Below are 21,329 nucleotides of genomic sequence, written 5' to 3' on the forward strand. Positions count from 1 at the left end.
TTCGCGACCGTACGGGGTATCAACATATCTGGCGTTGACTTTTAGCACGCTGTTGAGTTCTCAAGGAACGGACGCTTCCTTTGAAACCGTTTCACCGGTTTCTCCGGGCGCTTCCCTTCGCTGTGTCCACTACTTTAGCTGATTTCCCGCCCGGCTCCTAATCGAGCCTTCGGATCGAATTTCCGCGCAGCGGAAATAGACCCTGTTCGGGAATCATCGGTAGTGGTTGGCCGCCTGTGGATCGGGGGTGCTGCGGCCCGACCGTGGTCGTGTCGACAGCGCTGCCCGTCTCAAGCGGCTCGAGCTACGTTAGGCGCCGGGGTGTCCGGAGTCAAGTTGCGTCTGACGGTGCGTCGGATCTTCCGGCGGCGGGGGGTGTGCGCGCGGTACGGGCTCACCGTCGGGTCCCCGTCGATCCAGAAGCGCCATGGGTGGGTTGCTCCCTCGCCGCCGACGCCCGTGCGCGGGCCGTTGAGCACCTGGTCGGCCTGGGCGGGGACGCCGGTGAATATCGCCATCGGGGCCTGGGACGGTGCTTGTGACTCCTCCCCGGCGTGCACACCGGGGCTTCTCGCTATGCCGGCGTGTCTGTACGTCGTTCGCGATGGCGGTCCGGGACGAGTCCGCCGGTACGCCCCTGTGCCTTGGCTGCGTCCAGTCCGGCGCGGGTGCGCTCCTTGATGAGGCTGCGCTCAAACGCTGCCATAGCTCCGGCCACCTGAAGCATGAGACGGCCGTCAGCCGTGCCGGGGTCGATGGTGGACCGGCCATGGCTGGCACGGTCTCTTCACAGGTGACGCCCAAGGCTTTGCGCTTGGACTCGGTCTCGTGCGGTCGGGAGCGACGGCGGCGACCTGGCCGAGGGGTCTTACACGCCCGAGCGGGACGATGACCCGTCCCCCATCGGGAGAGAGAGTCGTAAGCGGCCGTCCGTCGATGTACACCGTTGGCTGCTCGTCGATGTGCACAGTGACCGTGATCCTGGCGGTGCGGAGGAACGCACCAAGGGAGTCATCCCCCACCCTTGCGGCCCGAGTCGGCGCACGTCGACAGTCACCCGCGAGCATGGCGCGTGACAAATTCCGCGCCGACTCACCGACGAGCCGCGAGCAAGGCGCACAGCGGCTCAGGCTCCGGCGGACGGCTTGGCTCTCGGGCTCAGTCGGTACGCCGAGACTGTTGGATCACCGGCGAGAAAGAAGCGGTGCTGCCAGTCGTGGGCTTTGCTCACGCCTACTCGAGGACCAACCCGGATGAGTGCGGCGGGTACGGGCTCGCCCTCGGACAGCGTGACCGAGGCGCCTGTCAGTAGGTCTGTGCCGTTGTGCTCTGACGTGATGCCGAGCGCTTGGCAGAAGTTCCCCGGACCCCGCGCGAGACGTGGACTCTCGACCTTGCTCCCCCGCCGCTTGCGTGCCAGGTCTTCCCCTTCGATGACCTTGCCTGCCCGGATGAGGACGGCTGTGGCGATGCCGTCTGCCCCGGTGACGATGTTGGCGCACCAGTGGAGACCGTGAGACCGGTAGACGTACAGGTGTCCCGCGGGTCCGAACATGACGGCGTTGCGGGGTGTCCTGCCTCGGTAGGCGTGGGAGGCGGGGTCGGCCGCACCGGCGTACGCCTCGGTCTCCGTGATGGTGATGCTCACGGTTCCCTCGGGGGTCTCGTGGGTGAGGATGGCACCGAGCAGCCTGGGGGCGACTTCTTCAGCGGGGTGAGCGAGATCCACAACATTCATGCTGACCGACTTGACATGCCGATGGGGCCGTCGGGCGTCCGGCGGATGAGGGTGCGTCCCAGAAGGTCCGGGGCCACCTCCAGGACGGGGCGGTCGAAGAACGGACGGGTCAGCGGCGTACGGTCGGGTGAAGCGATCACGCGGCCCGAGCGTAGTGCAAGCGATATGAACGGGTGGTTGGAGCGGAGCCGGTCCGCTGACAGGGTGGGCCCACGCGGAACCGCTCCCCGCCGTTCCGCGTTTCTAGGGTTCGACAGTGGTCGTCGTGCGATCAGAACAAGACGCAGGCGCGTCCGTGAGAGGGAGAACATGGGCTTCAAGAAGCTGCTCGCGAGTTTGGGTGCCGGTGGCGCTTCCGTGGAGACGGTGCTGACGGAGGAGAACGTCGTTCCGGGCGGCGTCGTCCAGGGCGAGGTCCGGATCCAGGGCGGCTCGGTGGCACAGCAGATCGAGGCGCTCTCGGTCGGTCTGCAGGCGCGGGTCGAGGTGGAGGGCAACGACCAGGAGTACAAGCAGGACGTCGAGTTCACCAAGCAGCGGCTGGGCGGCGCCTTCGAGGTGCAGCCCGGGGCGGTGCACGCGGTGCAGTTCAGCCTCGAGATCCCCTGGGAGACGCCCATCACGATGTTCCTGGGCCAGCACCTCACCGGGATGAACGTGGGCGTGACGACGGAGCTGCAGATCGCGCGCGCCGTGGACTCGGGCGACCTGGACCCGGTGAATGTGCACCCGGTCCCCGCGCAGCAGGCCATTCTGGACGCCTTCGGCCAGCTCGGCTTCCGGTTCAAGAGCGCCGACCTGGAGCGCGGTCACATCCGCGGGACGCGGCAGCGGCTGCCCTTCTACCAGGAGATCGAGTTCCACGCTCCGCAGCAGTACCGCGGGCTCAACCAGGTCGAGCTGAGCTTCGTCGCTGACGACCGCGAGATGGACGTCATCCTGGAGATGGACAAGAAGCCGGGCCTGTTCGCCGAGGGCGGCGACTCCTATCGCGCCTTCACCGTCAACCTGGCCTCCTACCAGGACACCGACTGGGCCGCGTACTTGAACCAGTGGCTCGCCGAGGTCGGCGGTAAGCGCAACTGGTTCTGACCGTCGCCGGTCCGGCCGCCGCTGGTCCTGGCCTGGTTCGGCTCTCACGCGGGGCGTGCACCGTGTTCCCTCGGTGCGCGCCCCGCGTGCTGTCACTCGTACCGCACGGTCAGCGGAGTTCCGCGGCCGGCCCAGTGCCCGGTGGCCTCGGCGAACACCTCGGCGGCCGTCGCGGCGGCCTCGGGGGCGGCCGTACGGAAGGCCTCCCAGCCGTGGACGCGCAGGACGAAGCCCTCCTCCGGCCGGCCCCACCAGGACAGGTCGCGCAGACAGTCGGCGAGCGCGTCCCAGTTGTGGCCGAACCACGCGGGGAACCCGAGGTCCCGGGCGCAGCGGTCGAGGAAGCCCGCCTTGTCCCGCACCCCGTCCAGGCGCAGCGTGGCGGTGCGCCGGCCGGGGCCGGGCGGGGGCGTGGGTGTCGGTCCGGTCATGGGGGCATGGTGTCAGCCCGCGCGGCGGCGGCCTCGTTAGGCTGGCCGCCAATACGACCAGCGCGAGCAGCAGGAGGTTTCGACGTGCCCGAGCAGAACCGGCGCCCACTCCCCCACGACTTCCATCCGCCGGTGCCGTCGTTCACCGTCGTGAGCGAGGATGTCGAGCCCGGGGGCACTCTCAAGTCCGCCCAGGTGCACGCCGAGGGGAACACCTCGCCGCAGCTGCGCTGGGAGGGCTTCCCGGCGGAGACCAAGAGCTTCGCCGTCACCTGCTATGACCCGGACGCGCCGACGGGCAGCGGGTTCTGGCACTGGGTGCTGTTCGACATCCCGGCGGACGTGACCGAGTTGCCTGCCGGTGCGGGCAGCGGCGTCACCGCGCGGAGCGCGAAAATCGAGCAGGGCAGGGGGTTGCCCGAGGGTGCGGTACACGCCCGGAACGACTACGGCTCGCGCGACTTCGGCGGGGCCGCGCCGCCGCCCGGGGACGGTTCGCACCGCTATGTGTTCACCGTCTACGCGGTGGACGCGGAGAAGCTGGGCCCGGACGCCGATGCCTCGCCCGCGGTCGTCGGCTTCAATCTGCGCTTCCACACGCTGGCGCGCGCCCAGTTGATCGGCGAGTACGAGAACCCGGCCGCCGGCTGACGCCCCCGTCCACCGGCGGGCTGACCCGGCGCACCGGTGCGTACAGGCCCGTACAGGCCTTCTATCGGGCCTAAATTGCGTTGTCCTCGGCCTCGCTCCCGGCCAAAGATGTATCCCGGCCCGCCCGTCCGCGCGGGCCGGGATTGGCCGGATGCGGAGGTGGTCGGGATGCGCGAGACACTGGTTCTGAACGCGAGCTTCGAGCCGCTGTCGGCGGTGTCGCTGCGCCGTGCGGTGGTGCTGGTTCTGCAGAACAAGGCCGTCATCGAACACGCCCACCCCGGGCTGCGGGTGCGGGCCGCGGACGTGGATCTGCCCGTGCCGCTGGTGATCCGGCTGTGCCGGTACGTACGCGTGCCGTTCCGAAGACGCGCTCCGTGGTCGCGGCGCGGGGTGCTGGTCCGGGACCGGCACCGGTGCGCCTACTGCGGCCGCAGGGCGACGACCGTGGACCACGTGGTGCCACGGTCGCACGGTGGTGGGGACACCTGGCTCAATACGGTGGCCTCCTGCGCGGAGGACAACCACCGCAAGGCGGACCGGACGCCGGAGCAGGCCGGGATGCGGCTGCTGAGCACGCCGTTCGAGCCGACGCCCTCGGACGCGCTGCTGCTGGCGGTGGGGATGGCGGAGCGCGAGGGCCTGCCCGAGTGGCTGGCGCTGCCTGCCTGAGCCCTGACCTGACCTGATCCGGCCAGCGCCTGACATGTCCGAACCCCCCGCGCTTGCGATATGCGCGGGGGGTTCGGACGTGTCAGGCGACCGGTGTCAGTCGATCCTGGGCTGCTCCCGGCGCGGGGCGGCCTCCTTGCCGGTGGCGGCCGGGGCGCCGCCGCCGTTGCCGCCCGTCATCGGGCCGAAGTTGCCGAGGGCGCCGCCGAGTCCCTTGAGGGCGTCGCCGATCTCGCTGGGCACGATCCAGAGCTTGTTGGCGTCGCCCTCGGCGATCTTCGGCAGCATCTGCAGGTACTGGTACGAGAGCAGCTTCTGGTCCGGGTCTCCGGCGTGGATGGACTCGAAGACCGTACGGATCGCCTGCGCCTCGCCCTCGGCGCGCAGCGCGGCCGCCTTGGCATCACCCTCGGCCCGCAGGATCGAGGACTGCTTCTCACCTTCGGCGCGCAGGATCTCGGACTGCCGGACACCTTCGGCCTGGAGGATCGCGGCGCGCTTGTCACGGTCGGCGCGCATCTGCTTCTCCATCGAGTCCTGGATGGAGGTCGGCGGCTCGATCGCCTTGAGTTCGACGCGGTTGACGCGGATGCCCCACTTGCCGGTGGCCTCGTCGAGCACGCCGCGCAGCGCCGCGTTGATCTCCTCGCGGGAGGTCAGGGTGCGCTCCAGGTCCATGCCGCCGATGATGTTCCGCAGGGTGGTGACGGTGAGCTGCTCGATCGCCTGGATGTAGCTGGCGACCTCGTAGGTGGCGGCGCGGGCGTCGGTCACCTGGTAGTAGATGACGGTGTCGATGTTCACGACCAGGTTGTCCTGGGTGATCACCGGCTGCGGCGGGAACGGCACGACCTGCTCACGCAGGTCGACGCGGTTGCGGATCGAGTCGATGAACGGCACGACGATGTTGAGGCCCGCGTTGAGGGTGCGGGTGTAGCGGCCGAAGCGCTCGACGATGGCGGCGCTCGCCTGCGGGATGACCTGGATCGTCTTGATGAGTGCGATGAAGACGAGCACCACCAGGATGATCAGGACGATGATGATACCCACAGCGGCTCCCTGTGCCCTTCAGGCTTCCGGTTGATCGGGATGATCAGGTCTGGTCGTCGATCTCGATGGCCACGTCGATGATCTCGACAGCGATGGCGATCTCGAGTCGAGTCTGTCAGATCTGAGGGCCAGTTGGCAGCCGGGCGGCCTGAGGCTGGTATCCGGCTCGTATCCGCGTATGACGGCTGGGTGGTTCACATGACCTCGGTGGTTCACATGACCACAGCCGTGGCGCCGTCGATGTCCACGACGTCGACCTGCTGGCCCGGCTCGTAGGCCTGGTCGGGGTCGAGCGCGCGGGCCGACCACACCTCGCCCGCGAGTTTGATGCGCCCGCCGCCGCTCTCGTCCACCCGCTCGAGGACCACGGCTTGGCGGCCCTTCAGCGCCTCCACCCCGCTGACCAGTTCGGGCCGCTGGGTGCGGCTGCGGACCGCGATCGGCCGTACGACGGCGACCAGCGCGACGGAGACCGCGGAGAAGACCACGACCTGGAGCACGGCGCCGCCGCCGAGCGCGTCCGTGATCGCGGCGGCGACAGCGCCGACCGCGACCATGCCGAATTCCGGCATCGCGGTCAGTACGAGCGGAATGCCCAGCCCTACGGCGGCGACCAGCCACCACACCCAAGAATCCACAAGGTCATGGTAGTTCTCGGGGTGCGCCCAGGAACAGAGCGCGGATCACCGGCCGGGAGCGCTGCGCGCCACCGCGAGCCGGTCGGCGCGGGGCTCAGCTGAGCGGCAGCCCCTGGGCGGTCCAGCGGTCGCCGTTGCGCTCCACGACCAGCGGGAGTCCGAAGCAGTGCGAGAGGTTACGGGAGGTCAGCTCGGTCTCGACCGGGCCGGCCGCCAGCACCTTGCCCTGGCGGATCATCAGGACGTGGGTGAAGCCGGGGGCGATCTCCTCCACATGGTGGGTCACCATGATCATCGAGGGGGCGAGCGGGTCGCGGGCGAGCCGGCCCAGGCGCCGTACGAGGTCCTCGCGGCCGCCGAGGTCCAGGCCTGCCGCGGGCTCGTCGAGGAGCAGCAGCTCGGGGTCGGTCATCATGGCCCGGGCGATGAGGGTGCGCTTGCGCTCGCCCTCGGAGAGGGTGCCGAACTTCCGCTCGAGATGGTCGGTCATGCCCAGGCGGTCCAGGAAGGCGCGGGCGCGCTGCTCGTCGACGGCTTCGTAGTCCTCGTGCCAGTGGGCGGTCATGCCGTACGCGGCGGTGAGCACGGTCTGGAGCACGGTCTGGCGGCGGGGGAGCTTGTCGGCCATGGCGATGCCCGCCATGCCGATGCGGGGGCGCAGCTCGAAGACGTCGACCGCGCCGAGCTTCTCGCCGAGGATCTGGACGGTCCCGGTGGTCGGGAACAGGTAGCTGGAGGCCACGTTGAGGAGGGTGGTCTTCCCGGCGCCGTTGGGCCCGAGGATCACCCAGCGCTCTCCCTCTTTGATCGACCAGGAGACCTCGTCCACCAGAGCCCGACCATCGCGGACCACGGATACGTCCACCAGCTCCAGAACATCGCTCATGAGCGCGTTGTCTCCCAATGCAGTCTCGAGTATCGCGTACGCCTGTAGGCGCAGCCCCCAGGGAAAACCTACGCCACGTATTGTCGGCGCCAGTCCCTAGGCTGGGGCCATGCTCGATGAACCGCGCTCAGGGCGCCTTGCCGCCTGGGGAAATGCCCTTCTCGCCGGACTTGTCTCCCCGGACGAGGCCGCGCATCGCATCGCGGCCGACGACGCTTCGCACCGCGTGGCCGACCTGCCGGGGGAGACCGCCCCGGTGGGGCTGACGCTCGCGCTCGGGCGGCTGCGGGCGCTCGGCGCCAAGGGGCTGCGGGTGGCGCTGCCGATAGCGGGCCACCCGCTGGGGCTGAGCGGCCCGCACGAGTTCAACGCGCGGGCGCTGGACGCGGGCGAGGCGGTGATCGTGACGGGGGTGGCCGTGGGCCTGGTGCCCGAGGTGTTCCAGGCGGGGCCCGAGGGCGATGCGCATATCGAGGTGATGTGGCGCTGTCTGCCGGTGCGTGAGGCGCCGCCGGCCGATGTGCCGTCGCTGGGCGAGGCCGAGCGGGAGCTGGCGGAGGCGCTGCGGGATGCCACCGAGGTGCTGTCGCGGCTGAATGTCGCCGGGGCGGGGCCGGCCGCGCAGGCGGCCCTGGAGGCGTACCGGGCGCGGGCGGGGCGGGGGCGCGAGGTGCTCGCCCCGGGCTATCCGCCGCGGGCGCTGCGGGTGTTGGAGCTGGCTCAGCGGGTGGGCGCGCTGATCGAGATCGCACACGGGTCGGGCGCGGGCGCCGGGGAGCACGGCGCGGCGGTGAGCGCGTCGGAGATCGCGGCGCGGGCGGAGGCGCTGCGGCCGGTGGAGCGTACGGCGCGGCGGGCGCAGGTGGCGGCGTACAACGCGTATGTGGAGGAGTTGGAGCGGGGCGGGTTCTGAGGCCTGCCGCCACAGGGCCTGATGCCAACGGGACCTGATGTCACAGGGCCTCTCGTCACACCACCCCGGCGGCCGGGCCGCCGGGGTGGTGGAGTGGTGCGGTGATGCGGTGGGGAATGCTCAGCGGTTGCCGCAGGGGGTGCCGAAGGTCTGGTTCATCACCCCGAGGACATGGGCGCCGTTGCCACAGGCGTTGACCGGAATGAACACGGGCGCCTGGACGTGGTTGCCGGAGGCGATGCCCGGGGAGTTCACGGCCTGACCCTGAGCCGCGGGGCTGTGGGCAGAGGCGGCACCGGCACCGGCGACGGCGAGGCCGCCCGCCACGATGGTGACGGCCGCGAACTTCTTGATGCTCTTCACTTGGTAAGACCCTTCTAGCGCAACACTGCGGCAGGCCGCCGCAGCCGCCATGGAGAACGGCGCGGGGCGGGCCCGGTTGCGCTGTCCGGGTGACATACACACGACGGTATGAATCTCGGCTCGGCAGACGGCACTCCCGTATCACCAACAGATCGCCGCTTAGTGCGACAATCCGGGCAATTCATACCGGCTACGCCCCGATCCCGTGACGCACGGCCCACAGCGCCGCCTGCGTCCGGTCGGCGAGATCGAGCTTCATCAAGATATTGGACACATGGGTCTTAACGGTCTTTTCGGACAGGACCAACGCGCGGGCGATCTCCCGATTGGACCGGCCGTCCGCGATCAGTGCCAGCACCTCGCGCTCCCGCTCGGTGAGCGAGCCGCCCCGCCCCTGGCCGCCGCCCGCCTCCTCCTGCGAGAGCAGCGCCAGGGCCACCTCGGGCTGCAGCAGCACATGCCCGGCGTGTACGGACCTGATGGCGCCCGCGAGGGCCTCGGGGTCCACGTCCTTGTAGACGTATCCCGCCGCGCCAGCGCGCAGGGCGGGGACGACCGTGCGCTGCTCGGTGAAGCTGGTGACGACCAGCACCCGGGCGGGGTTGTCGAGGCCGCGCAGCCGGCGCAGCGCCTCGACGCCGTCGGTGCCGGGCATCTTCACATCCATCAGGATGACGTCGGGCCGCAGCTCCTCGGCGCGGGCCACTCCCTCCTCGCCGTCCGCCGCCTCCCCCACCACCTCGATGTCGTCCTGCACCTCCAGGAACGTCCGCAGCCCGCGCCGCACCACCTGGTGGTCGTCCACGAGCAACACCCGGATCCCACGGACCGGCTCAACCACCGGGCACCTCCATTTCGATCACGGTGCCCTTTCCGGGCTCCGACTCCACGGCCAGCCGGCCGCCCACGCCGCTCGCCCGGTCGCGCATCGAGACCAGGCCGAGGTGGCGCCCCGCCCGGCGGACGACCGAGGGATCGAAGCCTCCGCCGTCGTCGGCCACGCGCAGCAGGGCGCCCTGGCCGTGGCGGGCCAGGGTGACTTCGACCCGGTCGGCGTCCGCGTGGCGCAGCGCGTTGTGCAGGGCCTCCTGGGCCACCCGCAGCAGCGCCTCCTCCTGGGCCGCGGGCAGCGCGCGGACGCCGCGGGCGGCGAAGGTGACGCGGGCGCTGTGGGCGCGGTCGAGGACCCGTATCTGGGTGCGCAGGGTGGCGACGAGGCCGTCCTCGTCGAGGGCGGCCGGGCGCAGCTCGACGACGGCGGAGCGCAGCTCGTCGGCCGCCTCGGCGGCGAGGGCGGCTATCTGCTGCAGCTCGCCCTTGGCCCGGGCGGGGTCGCGGTCCACGAGCGCGGTGGCGGCCTGGGCGGTGAGCCGCAGCGAGAACAGCTTCTGGGAGACGGCGTCGTGCAGCTCGTGGGCGAGCCGGGCCCGCTCCCCGGCGATGGTGAGCTCGCGGCTGCGCTCGTAGAGCCGGGCGTTGGTGAGGGCGATCGCGGCGTGCTGGGCGAGGATGCCGAGCAGCTCCTCGTCCTCGGCGGTGAAGCCGCAGCTTCCGCTCGGCTTGGGGCAGCGTTTGTTGGCGAGGAAGAGCGCACCGAGCACTTCGTCGCCGTCGGCAATGGGAAGTCCAATAAAGTCGGACATATCGGGGTGTGCGTCGGGCCAGCCCTCGAAACGCGGATCCAGGCGGACATCGGCCAACCGCTGCGGGGTGGCGTCGTGCAGCATCGCGGCCAGGATTCCGTGCTGGCGGGGCAGTGGGCCGATGGCCTTCCACTGCTCCTCACTGACGCCATCTACTACGAACTGCGCAAAGCCCCCATGGTCGTCCGGAACCCCCAGGGCCGCATACTCCGCGTCAAGCACCTCACGTGCGGACACAACGATTGTCTTTAGGACATCGCGGACTTCCAGATGCCTGCTCATGGCGAGGAGCGCACCGCTCACATTGGCCAGGCCGGCCCCGGCCCCGCCACCGCGTCCCTTTGTCATGAGCCACACCGTACCGGGGGGCGCGACTCGGGCATATCGGCCGGTCGGCGGCCCTCCTCGGGACCTGAGTCCTAGTCCCGAGGAGGGAGGAAATCGCCATGGAACGGCGCGTCGCGATGATCCGGAATGGCGACCACAGTATGTATTTGCTCAGGCACATCACGCGACACGAAAGCCTCAGTGCTGTGACCCCTGACACAGGACCTGAATCACGTACGACCACGATTAGTGGACGTTTTAAAGCACTCGTGAGCGGGGAAGACGGCCGCTCGCACAGGTGGGAGCCGCCCAGGTATCCACTAAGCAGGGTCGTATGTCACACCTTTGCCACAACATTTTGCGGGCGCTAAGAATTTCCCCAGTCGCACGGCGCCGTAGATCAGAACACGGCGCTCACAAGCGCCGGTTTGGCCTGCGACACCAGCGATTGGAAGAGGTTAGTCCGCCATGCCCGTCCCCCGCATTCCCGGTTACAGCCGCCTGACCAAGACGCACAAGTTCTCCGCCGCAGGCATCGCCGCCGCGGGCGCCGCAGCCCTCGCCTTCGCCGTCGTCCCGGGCCAGGCCGAGGGCCAGACGACCGCCGCCAAGGAACTGCCCGCCAAACCCGTCTCATGGAGCCAGCAGGTCGTCGACCACAAGGCCCAGCACGAGAGCCTTGTCCACCAGGCCGATCTCGCCACGCAGCAGGCGAAGGAGGAGGCCGCGAAGAAGAAGGCGGCCGAGGAGGCGGCGAAGAAGAAGGCCGCTGAGGAAGCCGCCAAGAAGAAGGCCGCCGAGGAAGCGGCGACGAAGAAGGCTGCCGAGGAAGCCGCGGCGAAGAAGAAGGCTGCCGAGGAAGCCGCTGCCAAGAAGGCCGCCGAGGAGAAGGCCGCCAAGGAGAAGGCGGACAAGGAGCGGGCCGCCAAGGAGGCCGCGAGCCGTGCCGCCGCGCGCCAGCCGGTCTACGCGAACAACCTCGACGGCTGGATCAAGCACTCGCTCGACATCATGAAGCAGAAGGGCATCCCGGGCACCTACAACGGCATCTACCGCAACCTGATGCGGGAGTCGAGCGGTAACCCGCGCGCCATCAACCTGTGGGACATCAACGCCCAGAACGGCATTCCCTCCAAGGGCCTGCTGCAGGTCATAGACCCGACCTTCAAGGCCTACCACGTCGATGGCACCTCGTGGGACATCTACGACCCGGTCGCCAACATCACCGCCGCGTGCAACTACGCCTACCACCGCTACGGCTCGATCGACAACGTCAACGGCCCGTACTAAGCCGTAAACGCCTGACGCCGAAGGGCGGCGGCCCCTCCGTGTACGAGGGTGCCGCCGCCCTTCGGCGTTCCGGGCGCGAGGCGTTCCGCTACTTGCGCATGACCTCCGGCTCGTGGCGGCGCAGCAGCCGGGCGACCGCGAAGGCGCAGATGACACCGAGCGCGAGCAGCACCAGGATGTCGATGCTCCACTGCGACGTGGCGTGCTCCCACAGGGGGTCGGTGTCATTGGGCTTCTTGCGGTCCCAGGGCGCCATCATGTGGCCGGGGCCGGGGCCGAGGTCCAGAGTCGCTCCGGCCGCGCCGACCGCCCAGCGGGAGGGCATCAGGTAGGCGAACTGCTCGATGCCCGGCGATCCGTAGATCTTGAACAGGATGCCGGTGAAGACGACCTGGACGATCGCGAACATGACCAGCAGCGGCATGGTCTTCTCCGCGGTCTTCACCAGCGCGGAGATCACCAGGCCGACCATCATCGAGGTGAAGCCGATCGCGATGATGGACACGCACAGCTCGATGGCCGGGGGCATGATCAGGCCCTCCTCCGGCAGCTCGCGGGTCGAGAAGCCGATGGCGCAGATGATCACGGCCTGGAAGGCGGTGATCACGCCGAGCACGATCACCTTCGACATCAGATAGGCCGAGCGGGACAGGCCGACCGCCCGTTCCCGTTCGTAGATCACCCGCTCCTTGATCAGTTCCCGTACGGAGTTGGCCGCACCGGAGAAGCACATGCCGACCACGAGGATCAGCATGATGGTGCCCGAGTCCTGGTTGAACTGGCCCTTCGGCGCCTTGGTGAGGCCGAAGTCCGACGGGATGACGATGCTCACCGCGCCGAGGACGGCGGGCAGGATCACCATCAGCCCGATGAAGCCCTTGTCCGAGGCGATCACCGAGACATAGCGGCGCATCAGGGTCCACAGCTGGGAGCCCCAGCTCTGCGGCTTCTGCATGCGCGCCGGCGGCGGCTGGACGTGTACGGACTGCGGGGCGACGGCGTCGAGGTCCGCGGCGTACATCTGGTAGTGCTGCGAACCGCGCCAGCGGCCCGCCCAGTCGTAGTCGCGGTAGTTCTCGAAGGCGGAGAAGACATCCGCCCAGGTCTCGTACCCGAAGAAGTTGAGCGCCTCCTCCGGCGGGCCGAAGTAGGCGACCGAGCCGCCCGGCGCCATCACCAGCAGCTTGTCGCACAGCGCCAGCTCGGCCACCGAGTGGGTGACCACCAGCACCGTGCGCCCGTCGTCGGCGAGGCCGCGCAGCAGCTGCATCACGTCGCGGTCCATGCCCGGGTCGAGGCCGGAGGTCGGCTCGTCCAGGAAGATCAGCGACGGCTTGGTGAGCAGCTCCAGCGCGACGGAGACGCGCTTGCGCTGGCCGCCGGAGAGCGAGGTGACCTTCTTGTCGGCGTGTATGTCCAGCTTGAGCTCGCGCAGCACCTCGCCGATCCGGGCCTCGCGCTCGGCCTCGGCGGTGTCACCGGGGAACCGGAGCTTGGCGGCGTAGCGCAGCGCCTTCCGGACGGACAGCTCCTTGTGGAGGATGTCGTCCTGCGGGACCAGGCCGATGCGCTGGCGCAGCTCGGCGAACTGCTTGTAGAGGTTCCGGTTGTCGTAGAGGACGTCGCCCTGGTTGGCCGGGCGGTAGCCGGTGAGCGCCTTGAGCAGGGTGGACTTCCCGGAGCCCGAGGGGCCGATGACCGCGACGAGGGACTTCTCGGGGACGCCGAAGGAGACGTCCTTGAGAATCTGCTTGCCGCCGTCGACCGTCACCGTCAGATGGCGGGCCGAGAAGGACACCGCGCCGGTGTCGACGAACTCCTCGAGGCGGTCGCCGACGAGCCGGAAGGTGGAGTGACCGACGCCGACGATGTCGCTCGGGCCGATGATCTGCTGGCGGACCGGCTGGCCGTTGACGTACGTGCCGTTGTGGCTGCCGAGGTCCCGGATCTCGAAGCGGCCGTCGGGCAGGGCGCGGAACTCCGCGTGGTGGCGGGAGACCTGCAGGTCGGAGACGACCAGCTCGTTCTCCAGAGCACGACCGATGCGCATCACCCGGCCGATGGCCAGCTGGTGGAAGGTGGTCGGGCTGCGGTCGCCGCTGTGGGCGGGCGGGGCCCCGGCGCCGGCACCGGGGACCTTCTGCGCCAAGTTCTGCTGCGGGGCGTGCTGCTGCTGCGGGGCGTGCGCCTGCGGGGCCTGCTGCTGCGGGACCTGCTGCTGCGGGGCCTGCTGCTGCGGCACGAAGGGCTGCTGCTGGTGGGGCATCTGCTGCGGCCCGCCCTGCGGCTGTGGCCAAGCCTGGGGCTGGGGCTGCGGCTGCTGTCCGGCCTGGGGCCAGGCGGGGGCGGCGGGCTGCTGATACGGGGGCTGCTGGTGCGGCGCCTGCGGCGCGCCCATGACCGACGGTGCGCTGTAGGCGCCCGCTGCGACCCCGGGAGCGGCGCCGGTGCCCGCTCCGCCTCCGGAGAGGATCAGCCGGGGGCCGTCGGTCGCGTTCCCCAGATGGACCGTCGAGCCCGGCCCGATCTCCATCTGCTGGATGCGCTGGCCCTGCACATAAGTGCCGTTGGTGCTGCCGTGATCCTCGATGACCCAACTGCGCCCGCCCCAGCGCACGGTGGCGTGGCGCCAGGACACCCTGGCGTCGTCCAGCACCATGTCGCCCTGCGGATCGCGTCCGAGGCTGTATGACCTGGAAGGATCAAGTGTCCAGGTCTGTCCGTTCAATTCCAGTACGAGTTCCGGCACTCCACGCCCCACTACTTGTCCCCCGATGGACCCCCTGTACGGGGAGTCTAGGGATGGCGAACATCGTGAGGAACTATTTCAGGCTCAGTCGCTGAACCGGAAGTCGGGCATTGACAAGACCGCACGCGGGCGGCGTTGACTCGCCTGAAAGGCCCACGGAAAGCAGTAAGGGCCCACGGATGGGACAGATCATGGATCATCCGGGCAACTCATACCGATCGGGGGGACCGACGCCATGAGCGCGAGCGGCAGCGGGCGGGTGCGCCCGGGAGAGGTGCTGCTCTCGACAGTGGCGACGGTGAGCTGGGCCTTTCTGGCCATGGCGGGCGTCGCCGCGCTCGGGCTGCATCTGGTCGGCGCGGACGGCGCGGGCGCGCTCGGCCCCATGACGGCGGCCGCGGTGGTGCTCGCGGTCGGCGGCTTTGTCACCCCGTCCGGGGATGTGGAGGCGTTCGGGCTGACAGGCGTCCAGGCCCACTCGGCCGTCGATATCGCGCCACTGGGCATCAGCCTGGTGGGCGCGCTGCTGCTGGGCGGGGTGTTCGTACGGTCGCTGCGCGGGGCGGGCGCGGTGATCGGCCGGGCCGAACTGGCCGCGCGGGCGGGCGCGGTCGTCCTGCTCTTTCTGCTGGTGCTCGCCGGGCTCACCTGGGCGGGCAACGATACCGTCACAATCGACGCCTCGACGCTCGGTGTGACGGGCAAGCCGGAGCAGCGGGGCGGGTTGCTGGAGAAGCTCCCCGGCGAGCTGGGCGATATCGCGGACATCGGCAGCGGGCTGCTGCCGGACCGGATCGAGCGGCTCATCGACGCCAAGGCGGCGGTCGGGTTCACCGTCGAGGCGGGGCGTTCCGTCCTGGGCGGCGCGGTCTGGGTCGTCGCGGTTCTGCTCATCGCGCTGCTCGTCGCGCGCCGCGCGCCGGTGCCGCGCGGCCTGGAAGCGGCGCACCGCACCGTCCGGCCGGCCGCCTCCGCGCTGTGCGGGGTGCTGGTGCTCGCGGTCGGGGCGGGCCTCGCGGCGGCGCTGTACGCGGCGATCGGCGACGACCACCCCCGCCTGGTCCTCGGGGCGGCGCTGCTCGGCGCGCCGAACGGGGTGTGGCTAGGGGTGCCGCTGGGGCTGTTCGTGCCCTGGCACGGAGGGGCGAGCGGGGCGCTGGTGCGGGTGCTGCCCGACCCGCTGGACGACCTGCTGGCCAACCGGAACGACGAGCCGATCACGGTCGCGCGCCTCGCGGAGCTGGACGGCCGGGTGTGGCTGCTGATGGTCGGCTGTGTGCTGATGATCCTGGCCGCCGGGGTGCTGACCGCGGTCCGTACGCCCGTCGGCCGGGCCCGGCGGGCGGGCTTCGTGGGACGGTGTGCGCTGTGGCTGGGGATCGTCACGGCGCTCGCGCTGCCGCTGCTGTGCCGGCTGACCGGCGTGTCGGCCGGGGCGAGCCTGTCCGTCCTGGGCTTCGACGCCTTCGGCGCCGGGATCGAGCTGCACGGCGGCGGGGCGGCGGCGTGGGCGCTGGGCGCCGGGTGGGGCGCGGCGGCGGGGGCCGCCGGGGCGCTGGCGGCGTGGGCGACGGGGGCCGCGGGCGGGCGGGCGTCCGGCCTCGCGCTCGACTCGACGCCGCATGACGGCTCAGCCCCGCATGACGGCACAACGCCGTATGACGGCCCGGCTACGACGAAATGAACGTTTTGTACCGCACAGCCGTCCGTAGCGCGGACTGCCGCGCGATGGCCCCGCGTGGCCGGATACGGTGGGAAGACCATGAGCACATCGCAGATCCCTCCTGCCACCGCCGTCCTGGGCGACGATGTCCCCACCCTTCTCGTCAAGATCTTCGGCAAGGACCGCCCCGGCATCACCGCCGGCCTCTGCGACACCCTCGCCGCCTACGGCGTGAACATAGTCGACATAGAGCAGGTGGTCACCCGAGGCCGCATCGTGCTGTGCGTGCTGGTGACGGCCCCCACGGGCGGCTGGACCTCGGAAGGCGATCTGCGGGCGACCGTGCACAGCTGGGCCGAGTCGATGCGGCTGCAGGCCGAGATCATCTCCGGGCGGGGCGACAACCGCCCCCGTGGCACGGGCCGGTCCCATGTCACCGTGTTGGGCCATCCACTGACCGCCGAGTCGACGGCGCGCATCGCGGCCAGCATCACCGGCAGCGGCGGCAACATCGACCGGATCTTCCGGCTCGCGAAGTATCCGGTGACGGCCGTGGAGTTCGAGGTGTCCGGCGCCGAGACGGGCGCGCTGCGCACCGCGCTGGTCACCGAGGCCGCCGGGATCGGCGTGGACGTGGCCGTGGTGGCGTCGGGTCTGCAGCGCCGGGCGCAGCGCCTGGTGGTCATGGACGTGGACTCCACCCTGATCCAGGACGAGGTGATCGAGCTCTTCGCGGCGCACGCGGGGTGCGAGGAGGAGGTCGCCGAGGTCACGGCCCGGGCGATGCGCGGTGAGCTGGACTTCGAGCAGTCACTGCACGCGCGGGTCGCGCTGCTGGCGGGGATCGACGAGTCCGTGGTGGAGAAGGTGCGCGCGGAGGTGCGGCTCACGCCCGGCGCCCGGACCCTGATCCGCACGCTCAAGCGTCTCGGCTACCAGGTGGGCGTGGTCTCCGGCGGCTTCACTCAGGTGACCGACGACCTCAAGGAGCGGCTGGGTCTCGACTTCGCCTCCGCCAACACCCTGGAGGTGGTGGACGGCAAGCTGACCGGGCGCGTGATCGGGGAGGTCGTGGACCGGGCGGGCAAGGCGCGCCTGCTGCGGCGCTTCGCGGCGGAGGCCGGGGTGCCGCTGGTGCAGACCGTCGCGATCGGGGACGGTGCCAACGACCTGGACATGCTCAACGCGGCCGGGCTCGGTGTCGCCTTCAACGCCAAGCCGGTGGTGCGGGAGGCCGCGCACACCGCGGTGAATGTGCCGTTCCTGGACACCGTGCTCTTTCTGCTGGGGATCACCCGCGAAGAGGTGGAGGCGGCGGACACCGCGGCGGGCACCGTCGACGCTTGAGCGAAGGCGTCACCGTACGTCACTGTACGGGCCCGGGCCCGGGCGGCAAGGCCGTCCGGGCCCGACCGGTCGCGATCACTCGTGGGGCGCCCAGAAGTCGCTGAGGCGGCCGACGCCGTGCTCCACCGACTTCCAGGAGCCGCTGAAGGTCACCACCGCGAGGGCGGAGGTCGGGAACCCGCTCCGGGCCATCCGCTCCCGCGTGCCCTCCTCGGCCTCGCCCGCGAGCGCGTCCGCCAGGGCGTGCATCCCGGGGTTGTGGCCGACCAGCAGCAGCTCGCTCACATCGTCGGGCGTCTCGTTGAGCAGGGCGAGCAGCTCGCCCAGCGAGGCCTCGTACAGCCGCTCCTCATAGACGGTCTTCGGCCGCTGCGGCAACTCGTGCACCACGAGCTTCCAGGTCTCCCGGGTGCGGACGGCGGTCGAGCAGAGGGTGAGTTCGGGGGTGATCCCGGCCTCGGCGAGCCAGTGTCCGGCGAGCGGGGCGTCTTTGCGGCCGCGCTCCGCGAGCGGCCGTTCATGGTCGGATACCTGGGGCCAGTCGGCCTTGGCGTGTCGGAGAAGGACGATCCTGCGGGGCACATCGACGCTCATGTGTCCCAGCTTCGCACGAAACCGGGTGCCCGGCGCAGGGTGTTGGAGCGGACCTCGTCCTCAGGTGAGTAAGGACGGGACAGGCGGCCACCACGGCGGCGAGGTGTCACGGCTGATGCGTGAGGGCGCCCCGGACCAGCCCGAAGAGCTGCGAGAGCGTCCCGGAGTCGCCGGCGGCGTGCGCGTCGGAGGAGCCCGCGAGCAGCAGCAGGGCGGCGAAGGCCAGAGCCGGGAGCGCGAGGGCCCACCACGGCAGCCGGCTGTCCATGGTACGGACCGCGGGGCGGGCGGGCCGGGGGTGGGGACGCGCGGACATGGGGATCGCCTCCGGGGCGCGAGGGGTGGGTGACCAACGGCCGACGACGGGCGCCGCGCCTTCGGCCCCCGCCTTCGCACACCTCGAATGTACGGACCGCCGGGGGCCGGTCCCATCCGGTGAACCACCCAGTTGCCCCTGACCCTGGCCCCCTAAGGGATGGTGGGGCCAGCCCCACCCTCAGGGCGAGCCTCAGGGCGAGGCGATGGCCGCGATCACGCCGATGATCACGGTGATGCCCAGCATCACGCCCAGGATGATGAGCAGCTTCTTCTGGCCGTCCGGGGGGTTTTCGTCGAGCACTGGCATGGCCCCAGTGTCCCACCGCCCCGCCGCCGCCCCACCACCGCCCCGCGGTTCGCGCGGGGCGTGCCGGGGGCCGGGCTCGCTCAGATCTCGTCCTCGACGGCGCGGTCGCGCCCCGCCAGCAGACCGGCGGCGATCTGCGGCAGCATCAGCCCGGCCATCAGCACGATGGGCAGGTCCCAGCCGCCGCTGTGCTGGTAGAGCGCGCCGACCAGCAGCGGCCCGGGGATGGACAGCAGATAGCCGGTGCTCTGGGCGAAGGCGGACAGCCGCACCACGCCCGCCGCGCTCCTGGCCCGCATACCGATCATCGTCAGGGCGAGCGGGAAGGAGCAGTTGGAGACGCCGAGCAGCACCGCCCACACCCAGGCGCCCTGGGCCGGGGCGAGCCACAGCCCTGCGTACCCGCTCAGCCCGAAGGCCCCCAGGATCGCCACCAGCGGGCCCTGGCTGCGCAGCCTGGCCGCCACCGGCGGCAGGACGAAGGACAGCGGCACGCCCATCACCATGGTGACCGCGAGCAGCAGCCCGGAGGTGGGGGCGGAGACACCGGCGTCCCGGAAGACCTGCGGCATCCAGCCCATGGTGATGTAGGCGCCGGTGGCCTGGAGGCCGAAGAAGACGGCCAGCGCCCAGGCCGTGGGGCTCTTGCTGATCCGGGTCCGGGCCGGAGCGGCGGAGGAGGCGGCGGGGGCGTCGGGGGCGGCAGCAGAGGCAGCGGCAGGAGCCGCCTCCGTGGCCGCGCCCCCGCCCGTACGGTCACGCGTACGGTCGCGGGCGAGCACCAGCCAGGGCGGCACGGCGACGGCCGCGAGCACCGCCCACGTCCCGAGCCCGGCCCGCCAGCCGCCGCCCAGGGCGTCGGTCACGGGGACCGTGACGGCGGCCGCGACGGCCGTGCCCAGCGACATGGCCATCGAGTACAGGCCGGTCATCGGCCCCACCCGGTCGGGGAACCAGCGCTTGACGACCACCGGCATGAGGACGTTGCCCACGGCGATCCCGGCGAGCGCGAGTGCGCTGGCGGCGAGAAAGGCGGCGGTCCCGCCCACCAGAGGGCGTACGGCCAGGCCCGCGGTGATGGCGGCGAGCCCGGCGCAGACGACGGCGCCCGGCCCCCAGCGGCGGGCCAGCCGGGGCGCGGCGACGCCGAAGAGGGCGAAGCAGGCCGCGGGCATCGAGGTGAGCAGCCCGGCGACGGTGCCGCTCATGCCCAGGTCGGCCCGCACCTCTTCGAGGAGCGGGCCGAGGCTCGTGACGGTGGGGCGGAGGTTGACCGCGGCGAGGACCAGGCCGAGGACCAGCAAGCGCCACCGCCACGGGGCCGCGGCGGGCTCCTGAGCGCTTCGCTGCCGTATCGGGGCGGCGGTGTCGGACGTCGCGAGATCCTGGTTGGCCATGCGAGCCATCATAGAATGATGGGATGAATGGCTGTCCAGTGGTTTGTAGCCGCCCGGTGACGGCCGGACGGCATCATGGGAGCACCCGCTTCCCCGGCCCAGGCACAGGAGAGTCATGCCGCTGACCTCGCCCCGGCGCTCCGCGCTCGCTGACCAGGTGATCGCCCAGCTGCGCGCCCAGATCACTTCAGGCGAGTGGCCGGTGGGGTCCCGGATCCCCACCGAGCCCGAGCTGGTCGAGCAGCTGGGGGTGGCCCGCAACACCGTGCGCGAGGCGGTGCGCGCGCTCGCGCACAACGGCCTGCTGGACATCCGGCAGGGCTCCGGCACCTACGTGCTGGCGACCAGTGAGCTGGCGGGGGTCATGCACCGCCGCTTCGCGGACGCCGACCCACTGCACGTCGCCGAGTTGCGCAGCGCCCTGGAGACGAAGGCGGCCTGGCTGGCCGCGGAGCGCCGTACCGAGCAGGACCTCAAGCAGATCGACGCGCTGCTGGACCGGCGGGAGCGGGCCTGGGCCTCCGGGGACGCCGAGGCCTTCGTCGAGGCGGACGCGACGCTGCACATGGCCGTGGTCGCGGCCTCGCACAACGACGTACTGGAGGAGCTGTACGCCGATCTGGGCGGGGTGGTGCGGCAGTTTCTGCACGGGGACGTCGAGGGCGGGCTGCGGCCCGAGACGTATGTGGACCACGCGCGGCTGGTGGAGGCGATCCGGGCCGGGCACGGGGAGCGGGCCGCGGCCGAGGCGAGCACGCACCCCTTCAGCTGCCGGTACGCCGACCGGAAGGGCGGCGCGGGAGCAGCCGGCTGATCACTGGCTGACCGGCCCACCGCTCAGCGGTGGCTCACCCAGGCCTTCCGTATCTCCTTCCAGCAGCGGTCCGCCAGCCGTACGTGCTGGGCCGGGCCGACCTCGACGGGTCGGCCGTCCATGTCCGGGTCCCACCAGCGCGCGCACTCGACGTGCAGCTGGACCCGGTCCGTGTCCGGGTTGGGGTTGAAGCAGCTGGCCGTGGCGTGCGAGCCGCGCACCCAGGTGCTGCACGCCGCCTCGCGCGGCCGGGGGCGCTCCTGAGCGGCCGAGTTCGAGGCGACGGCGACAAAGCCGACCACGGCCCCGACCAGTACTGCGGCCGCGACGAGGCGGGACGTACGCATGGCAGGACCTCCTCGACCGCGCTCTGGACCGCGCTGAACCGCCGCAGCGCCCGGGCCGCCGCACCCGATACTCCACAGTGCGCGTGACGACGCCCGATG

At 71.0% G+C, this 21,329-nt stretch carries 23 protein-coding genes and 2 pseudogenes; 8 read left to right on the top strand and 17 right to left on the bottom strand.

The features are described from left to right. Window positions 1–290: 290 nt before the first annotated feature. The 4 genes and pseudogenes from PV419_RS39725 to PV419_RS39740 form a co-directional block, all read right to left on the bottom strand. Window positions 291–497 (bottom strand): annotated as a pseudogene (locus PV419_RS39725) (hypothetical protein); the annotation flags it as partial. A 77-nt stretch (window positions 498–574) separates the two neighbouring features. Next, window positions 575–757 (bottom strand): recombinase family protein, encoded by a 183-nt coding sequence (locus PV419_RS39730; RefSeq protein WP_319697542.1) that lies wholly within the window; start codon window positions 755–757, stop codon window positions 575–577. Window positions 758–1,126: 369 nt separating this feature from the next. Then, on the bottom strand, window positions 1,127–1,738 hold the full coding sequence (locus PV419_RS39735; protein WP_319697372.1) for a DNA-3-methyladenine glycosylase: 612 nt from the start codon (window positions 1,736–1,738) through the stop codon (window positions 1,127–1,129). Window positions 1,739–1,747: 9 nt separating this feature from the next. Next, window positions 1,748–1,878: pseudogene (locus PV419_RS39740) on the bottom strand (3-methyladenine DNA glycosylase); the annotation flags it as partial. A 169-nt stretch (window positions 1,879–2,047) separates the two neighbouring features. Here PV419_RS39740 and PV419_RS39745 point away from each other — a divergent pair. After that, window positions 2,048–2,830, top strand: a complete 783-nt coding sequence (locus PV419_RS39745) for a sporulation protein (RefSeq protein WP_319697374.1) — start codon at window positions 2,048–2,050, stop codon at window positions 2,828–2,830. 92 nt (window positions 2,831–2,922) lie between these two features. Here the strand turns inward: PV419_RS39745 and PV419_RS39750 are convergent, their stop codons facing one another. After that, complete coding sequence (locus PV419_RS39750; RefSeq protein ID WP_319697375.1) at window positions 2,923–3,261, bottom strand: barstar family protein; 339 nt, start codon at window positions 3,259–3,261, stop codon at window positions 2,923–2,925. A gap of 84 nt (window positions 3,262–3,345) precedes the next feature. On the opposite strand from PV419_RS39750, the gene PV419_RS39755 reads away from it, so the two are divergent. Both PV419_RS39755 and PV419_RS39760 read left to right on the top strand, forming a co-directional pair. Then, window positions 3,346–3,912, top strand: coding sequence for a YbhB/YbcL family Raf kinase inhibitor-like protein (locus PV419_RS39755; protein ID WP_319697376.1), 567 nt, complete (start codon window positions 3,346–3,348; stop codon window positions 3,910–3,912). A gap of 168 nt (window positions 3,913–4,080) precedes the next feature. Further along, window positions 4,081–4,584 carry an HNH endonuclease gene (locus PV419_RS39760; RefSeq protein ID WP_319697377.1) on the top strand — a complete coding sequence of 168 codons (504 nt, stop codon included), beginning with the start codon at window positions 4,081–4,083 and terminating at the stop codon, window positions 4,582–4,584. Window positions 4,585–4,680: 96 nt separating this feature from the next. Here PV419_RS39760 and PV419_RS39765 read toward each other — a convergent pair whose 3' ends face one another. From PV419_RS39765 to PV419_RS39775, 3 genes are all read right to left on the bottom strand, one after another. Continuing rightward, window positions 4,681–5,634, bottom strand: a complete 954-nt coding sequence (locus tag PV419_RS39765) for an SPFH domain-containing protein (RefSeq protein ID WP_319697379.1) — start codon at window positions 5,632–5,634, stop codon at window positions 4,681–4,683. 212 nt (window positions 5,635–5,846) lie between these two features. Continuing rightward, a complete protein-coding gene (locus tag PV419_RS39770) occupies window positions 5,847–6,272 on the bottom strand; it encodes an NfeD family protein (RefSeq protein ID WP_319697380.1) in 426 nt (141 codons plus the stop codon). A gap of 94 nt (window positions 6,273–6,366) precedes the next feature. Beyond that, a complete protein-coding gene (locus tag PV419_RS39775) occupies window positions 6,367–7,158 on the bottom strand; it encodes an ABC transporter ATP-binding protein (RefSeq protein ID WP_319697382.1) in 792 nt (263 codons plus the stop codon). A gap of 109 nt (window positions 7,159–7,267) precedes the next feature. Between PV419_RS39775 and PV419_RS39780 the strand changes: the two genes are divergently transcribed. Next, a complete protein-coding gene (locus PV419_RS39780) occupies window positions 7,268–8,071 on the top strand; it encodes a hypothetical protein (protein WP_319697384.1) in 804 nt (267 codons plus the stop codon). A gap of 120 nt (window positions 8,072–8,191) precedes the next feature. Here the strand turns inward: PV419_RS39780 and PV419_RS39785 are convergent, their stop codons facing one another. The 3 genes from PV419_RS39785 to PV419_RS39795 form a co-directional block, all read right to left on the bottom strand. Continuing rightward, a complete protein-coding gene (locus PV419_RS39785) occupies window positions 8,192–8,434 on the bottom strand; it encodes a chaplin (protein ID WP_319697385.1) in 243 nt (80 codons plus the stop codon). A gap of 190 nt (window positions 8,435–8,624) precedes the next feature. Then, window positions 8,625–9,275 carry a response regulator transcription factor gene (locus PV419_RS39790; RefSeq protein ID WP_319697387.1) on the bottom strand — a complete coding sequence of 217 codons (651 nt, stop codon included), beginning with the start codon at window positions 9,273–9,275 and terminating at the stop codon, window positions 8,625–8,627. Further along, window positions 9,268–10,425: a GAF domain-containing sensor histidine kinase gene (locus PV419_RS39795; RefSeq protein ID WP_319697389.1), complete on the bottom strand. Its 1,158-nt coding sequence runs from the start codon at window positions 10,423–10,425 to the stop codon at window positions 9,268–9,270. The genes PV419_RS39790 and PV419_RS39795 overlap by 8 nt, the downstream gene beginning before the upstream one ends. Window positions 10,426–10,872: 447 nt before the next feature. Here PV419_RS39795 and PV419_RS39800 point away from each other — a divergent pair, with 447 nt between their 5' ends. Then, window positions 10,873–11,694, top strand: a complete 822-nt coding sequence (locus tag PV419_RS39800) for a transglycosylase SLT domain-containing protein (RefSeq protein ID WP_319697391.1) — start codon at window positions 10,873–10,875, stop codon at window positions 11,692–11,694. Between the two features lie 88 nt (window positions 11,695–11,782). On the opposite strand, the gene PV419_RS39805 is transcribed toward PV419_RS39800, so the two are convergent. Then, the gene (locus tag PV419_RS39805; protein ID WP_319697392.1) at window positions 11,783–14,455 is read right to left on the bottom strand and encodes an FHA domain-containing protein; all 2,673 of its coding nucleotides are present in this window, start codon (window positions 14,453–14,455) and stop codon (window positions 11,783–11,785) included. Between the two features lie 223 nt (window positions 14,456–14,678). On the opposite strand from PV419_RS39805, the gene PV419_RS39810 reads away from it, so the two are divergent. Together PV419_RS39810 and serB are read left to right on the top strand one after the other, a co-directional pair. Further along, the gene (locus PV419_RS39810; RefSeq protein ID WP_319697394.1) at window positions 14,679–16,127 is read left to right on the top strand and encodes a streptophobe family protein; all 1,449 of its coding nucleotides are present in this window, start codon (window positions 14,679–14,681) and stop codon (window positions 16,125–16,127) included. Window positions 16,128–16,205: 78 nt separating this feature from the next. Then, a complete protein-coding gene (gene serB / locus PV419_RS39815) occupies window positions 16,206–17,453 on the top strand; it encodes a phosphoserine phosphatase SerB (RefSeq protein ID WP_319697395.1) in 1,248 nt (415 codons plus the stop codon). A 75-nt stretch (window positions 17,454–17,528) separates the two neighbouring features. Here the strand turns inward: serB and PV419_RS39820 are convergent, their stop codons facing one another. From PV419_RS39820 to PV419_RS39835, 4 genes are all read right to left on the bottom strand, one after another. Continuing rightward, a complete protein-coding gene (locus PV419_RS39820; RefSeq protein ID WP_319697396.1) occupies window positions 17,529–18,047 on the bottom strand; it encodes a histidine phosphatase family protein in 519 nt (172 codons plus the stop codon). Window positions 18,048–18,153: 106 nt separating this feature from the next. Beyond that, window positions 18,154–18,363 carry a hypothetical protein gene (locus PV419_RS39825; RefSeq protein ID WP_319697398.1) on the bottom strand — a complete coding sequence of 70 codons (210 nt, stop codon included), beginning with the start codon at window positions 18,361–18,363 and terminating at the stop codon, window positions 18,154–18,156. Window positions 18,364–18,555: 192 nt separating this feature from the next. Continuing rightward, window positions 18,556–18,672, bottom strand: coding sequence for an SGM_5486 family transporter-associated protein (locus PV419_RS39830; protein WP_319697400.1), 117 nt, complete (start codon window positions 18,670–18,672; stop codon window positions 18,556–18,558). Window positions 18,673–18,752: 80 nt separating this feature from the next. Then, the gene (locus PV419_RS39835) at window positions 18,753–20,069 is read right to left on the bottom strand and encodes an MFS transporter (protein WP_319697402.1); all 1,317 of its coding nucleotides are present in this window, start codon (window positions 20,067–20,069) and stop codon (window positions 18,753–18,755) included. A 115-nt stretch (window positions 20,070–20,184) separates the two neighbouring features. Between PV419_RS39835 and PV419_RS39840 the strand changes: the two genes are divergently transcribed. Beyond that, window positions 20,185–20,883 carry a FadR/GntR family transcriptional regulator gene (locus PV419_RS39840; RefSeq protein ID WP_319697403.1) on the top strand — a complete coding sequence of 233 codons (699 nt, stop codon included), beginning with the start codon at window positions 20,185–20,187 and terminating at the stop codon, window positions 20,881–20,883. A 23-nt stretch (window positions 20,884–20,906) separates the two neighbouring features. Here the strand turns inward: PV419_RS39840 and PV419_RS39845 are convergent, their stop codons facing one another. Next, the gene (locus PV419_RS39845) at window positions 20,907–21,230 is read right to left on the bottom strand and encodes a hypothetical protein (protein ID WP_319697405.1); all 324 of its coding nucleotides are present in this window, start codon (window positions 21,228–21,230) and stop codon (window positions 20,907–20,909) included. Between the last annotated feature and the right edge of the window lie 99 nt (window positions 21,231–21,329).

Origin of the sequence: Streptomyces sp. ME19-01-6, from assembly GCF_033793745.1 — a bacterium.
GTDB lineage: Bacteria > Actinomycetota > Actinomycetes > Streptomycetales > Streptomycetaceae > Streptomyces.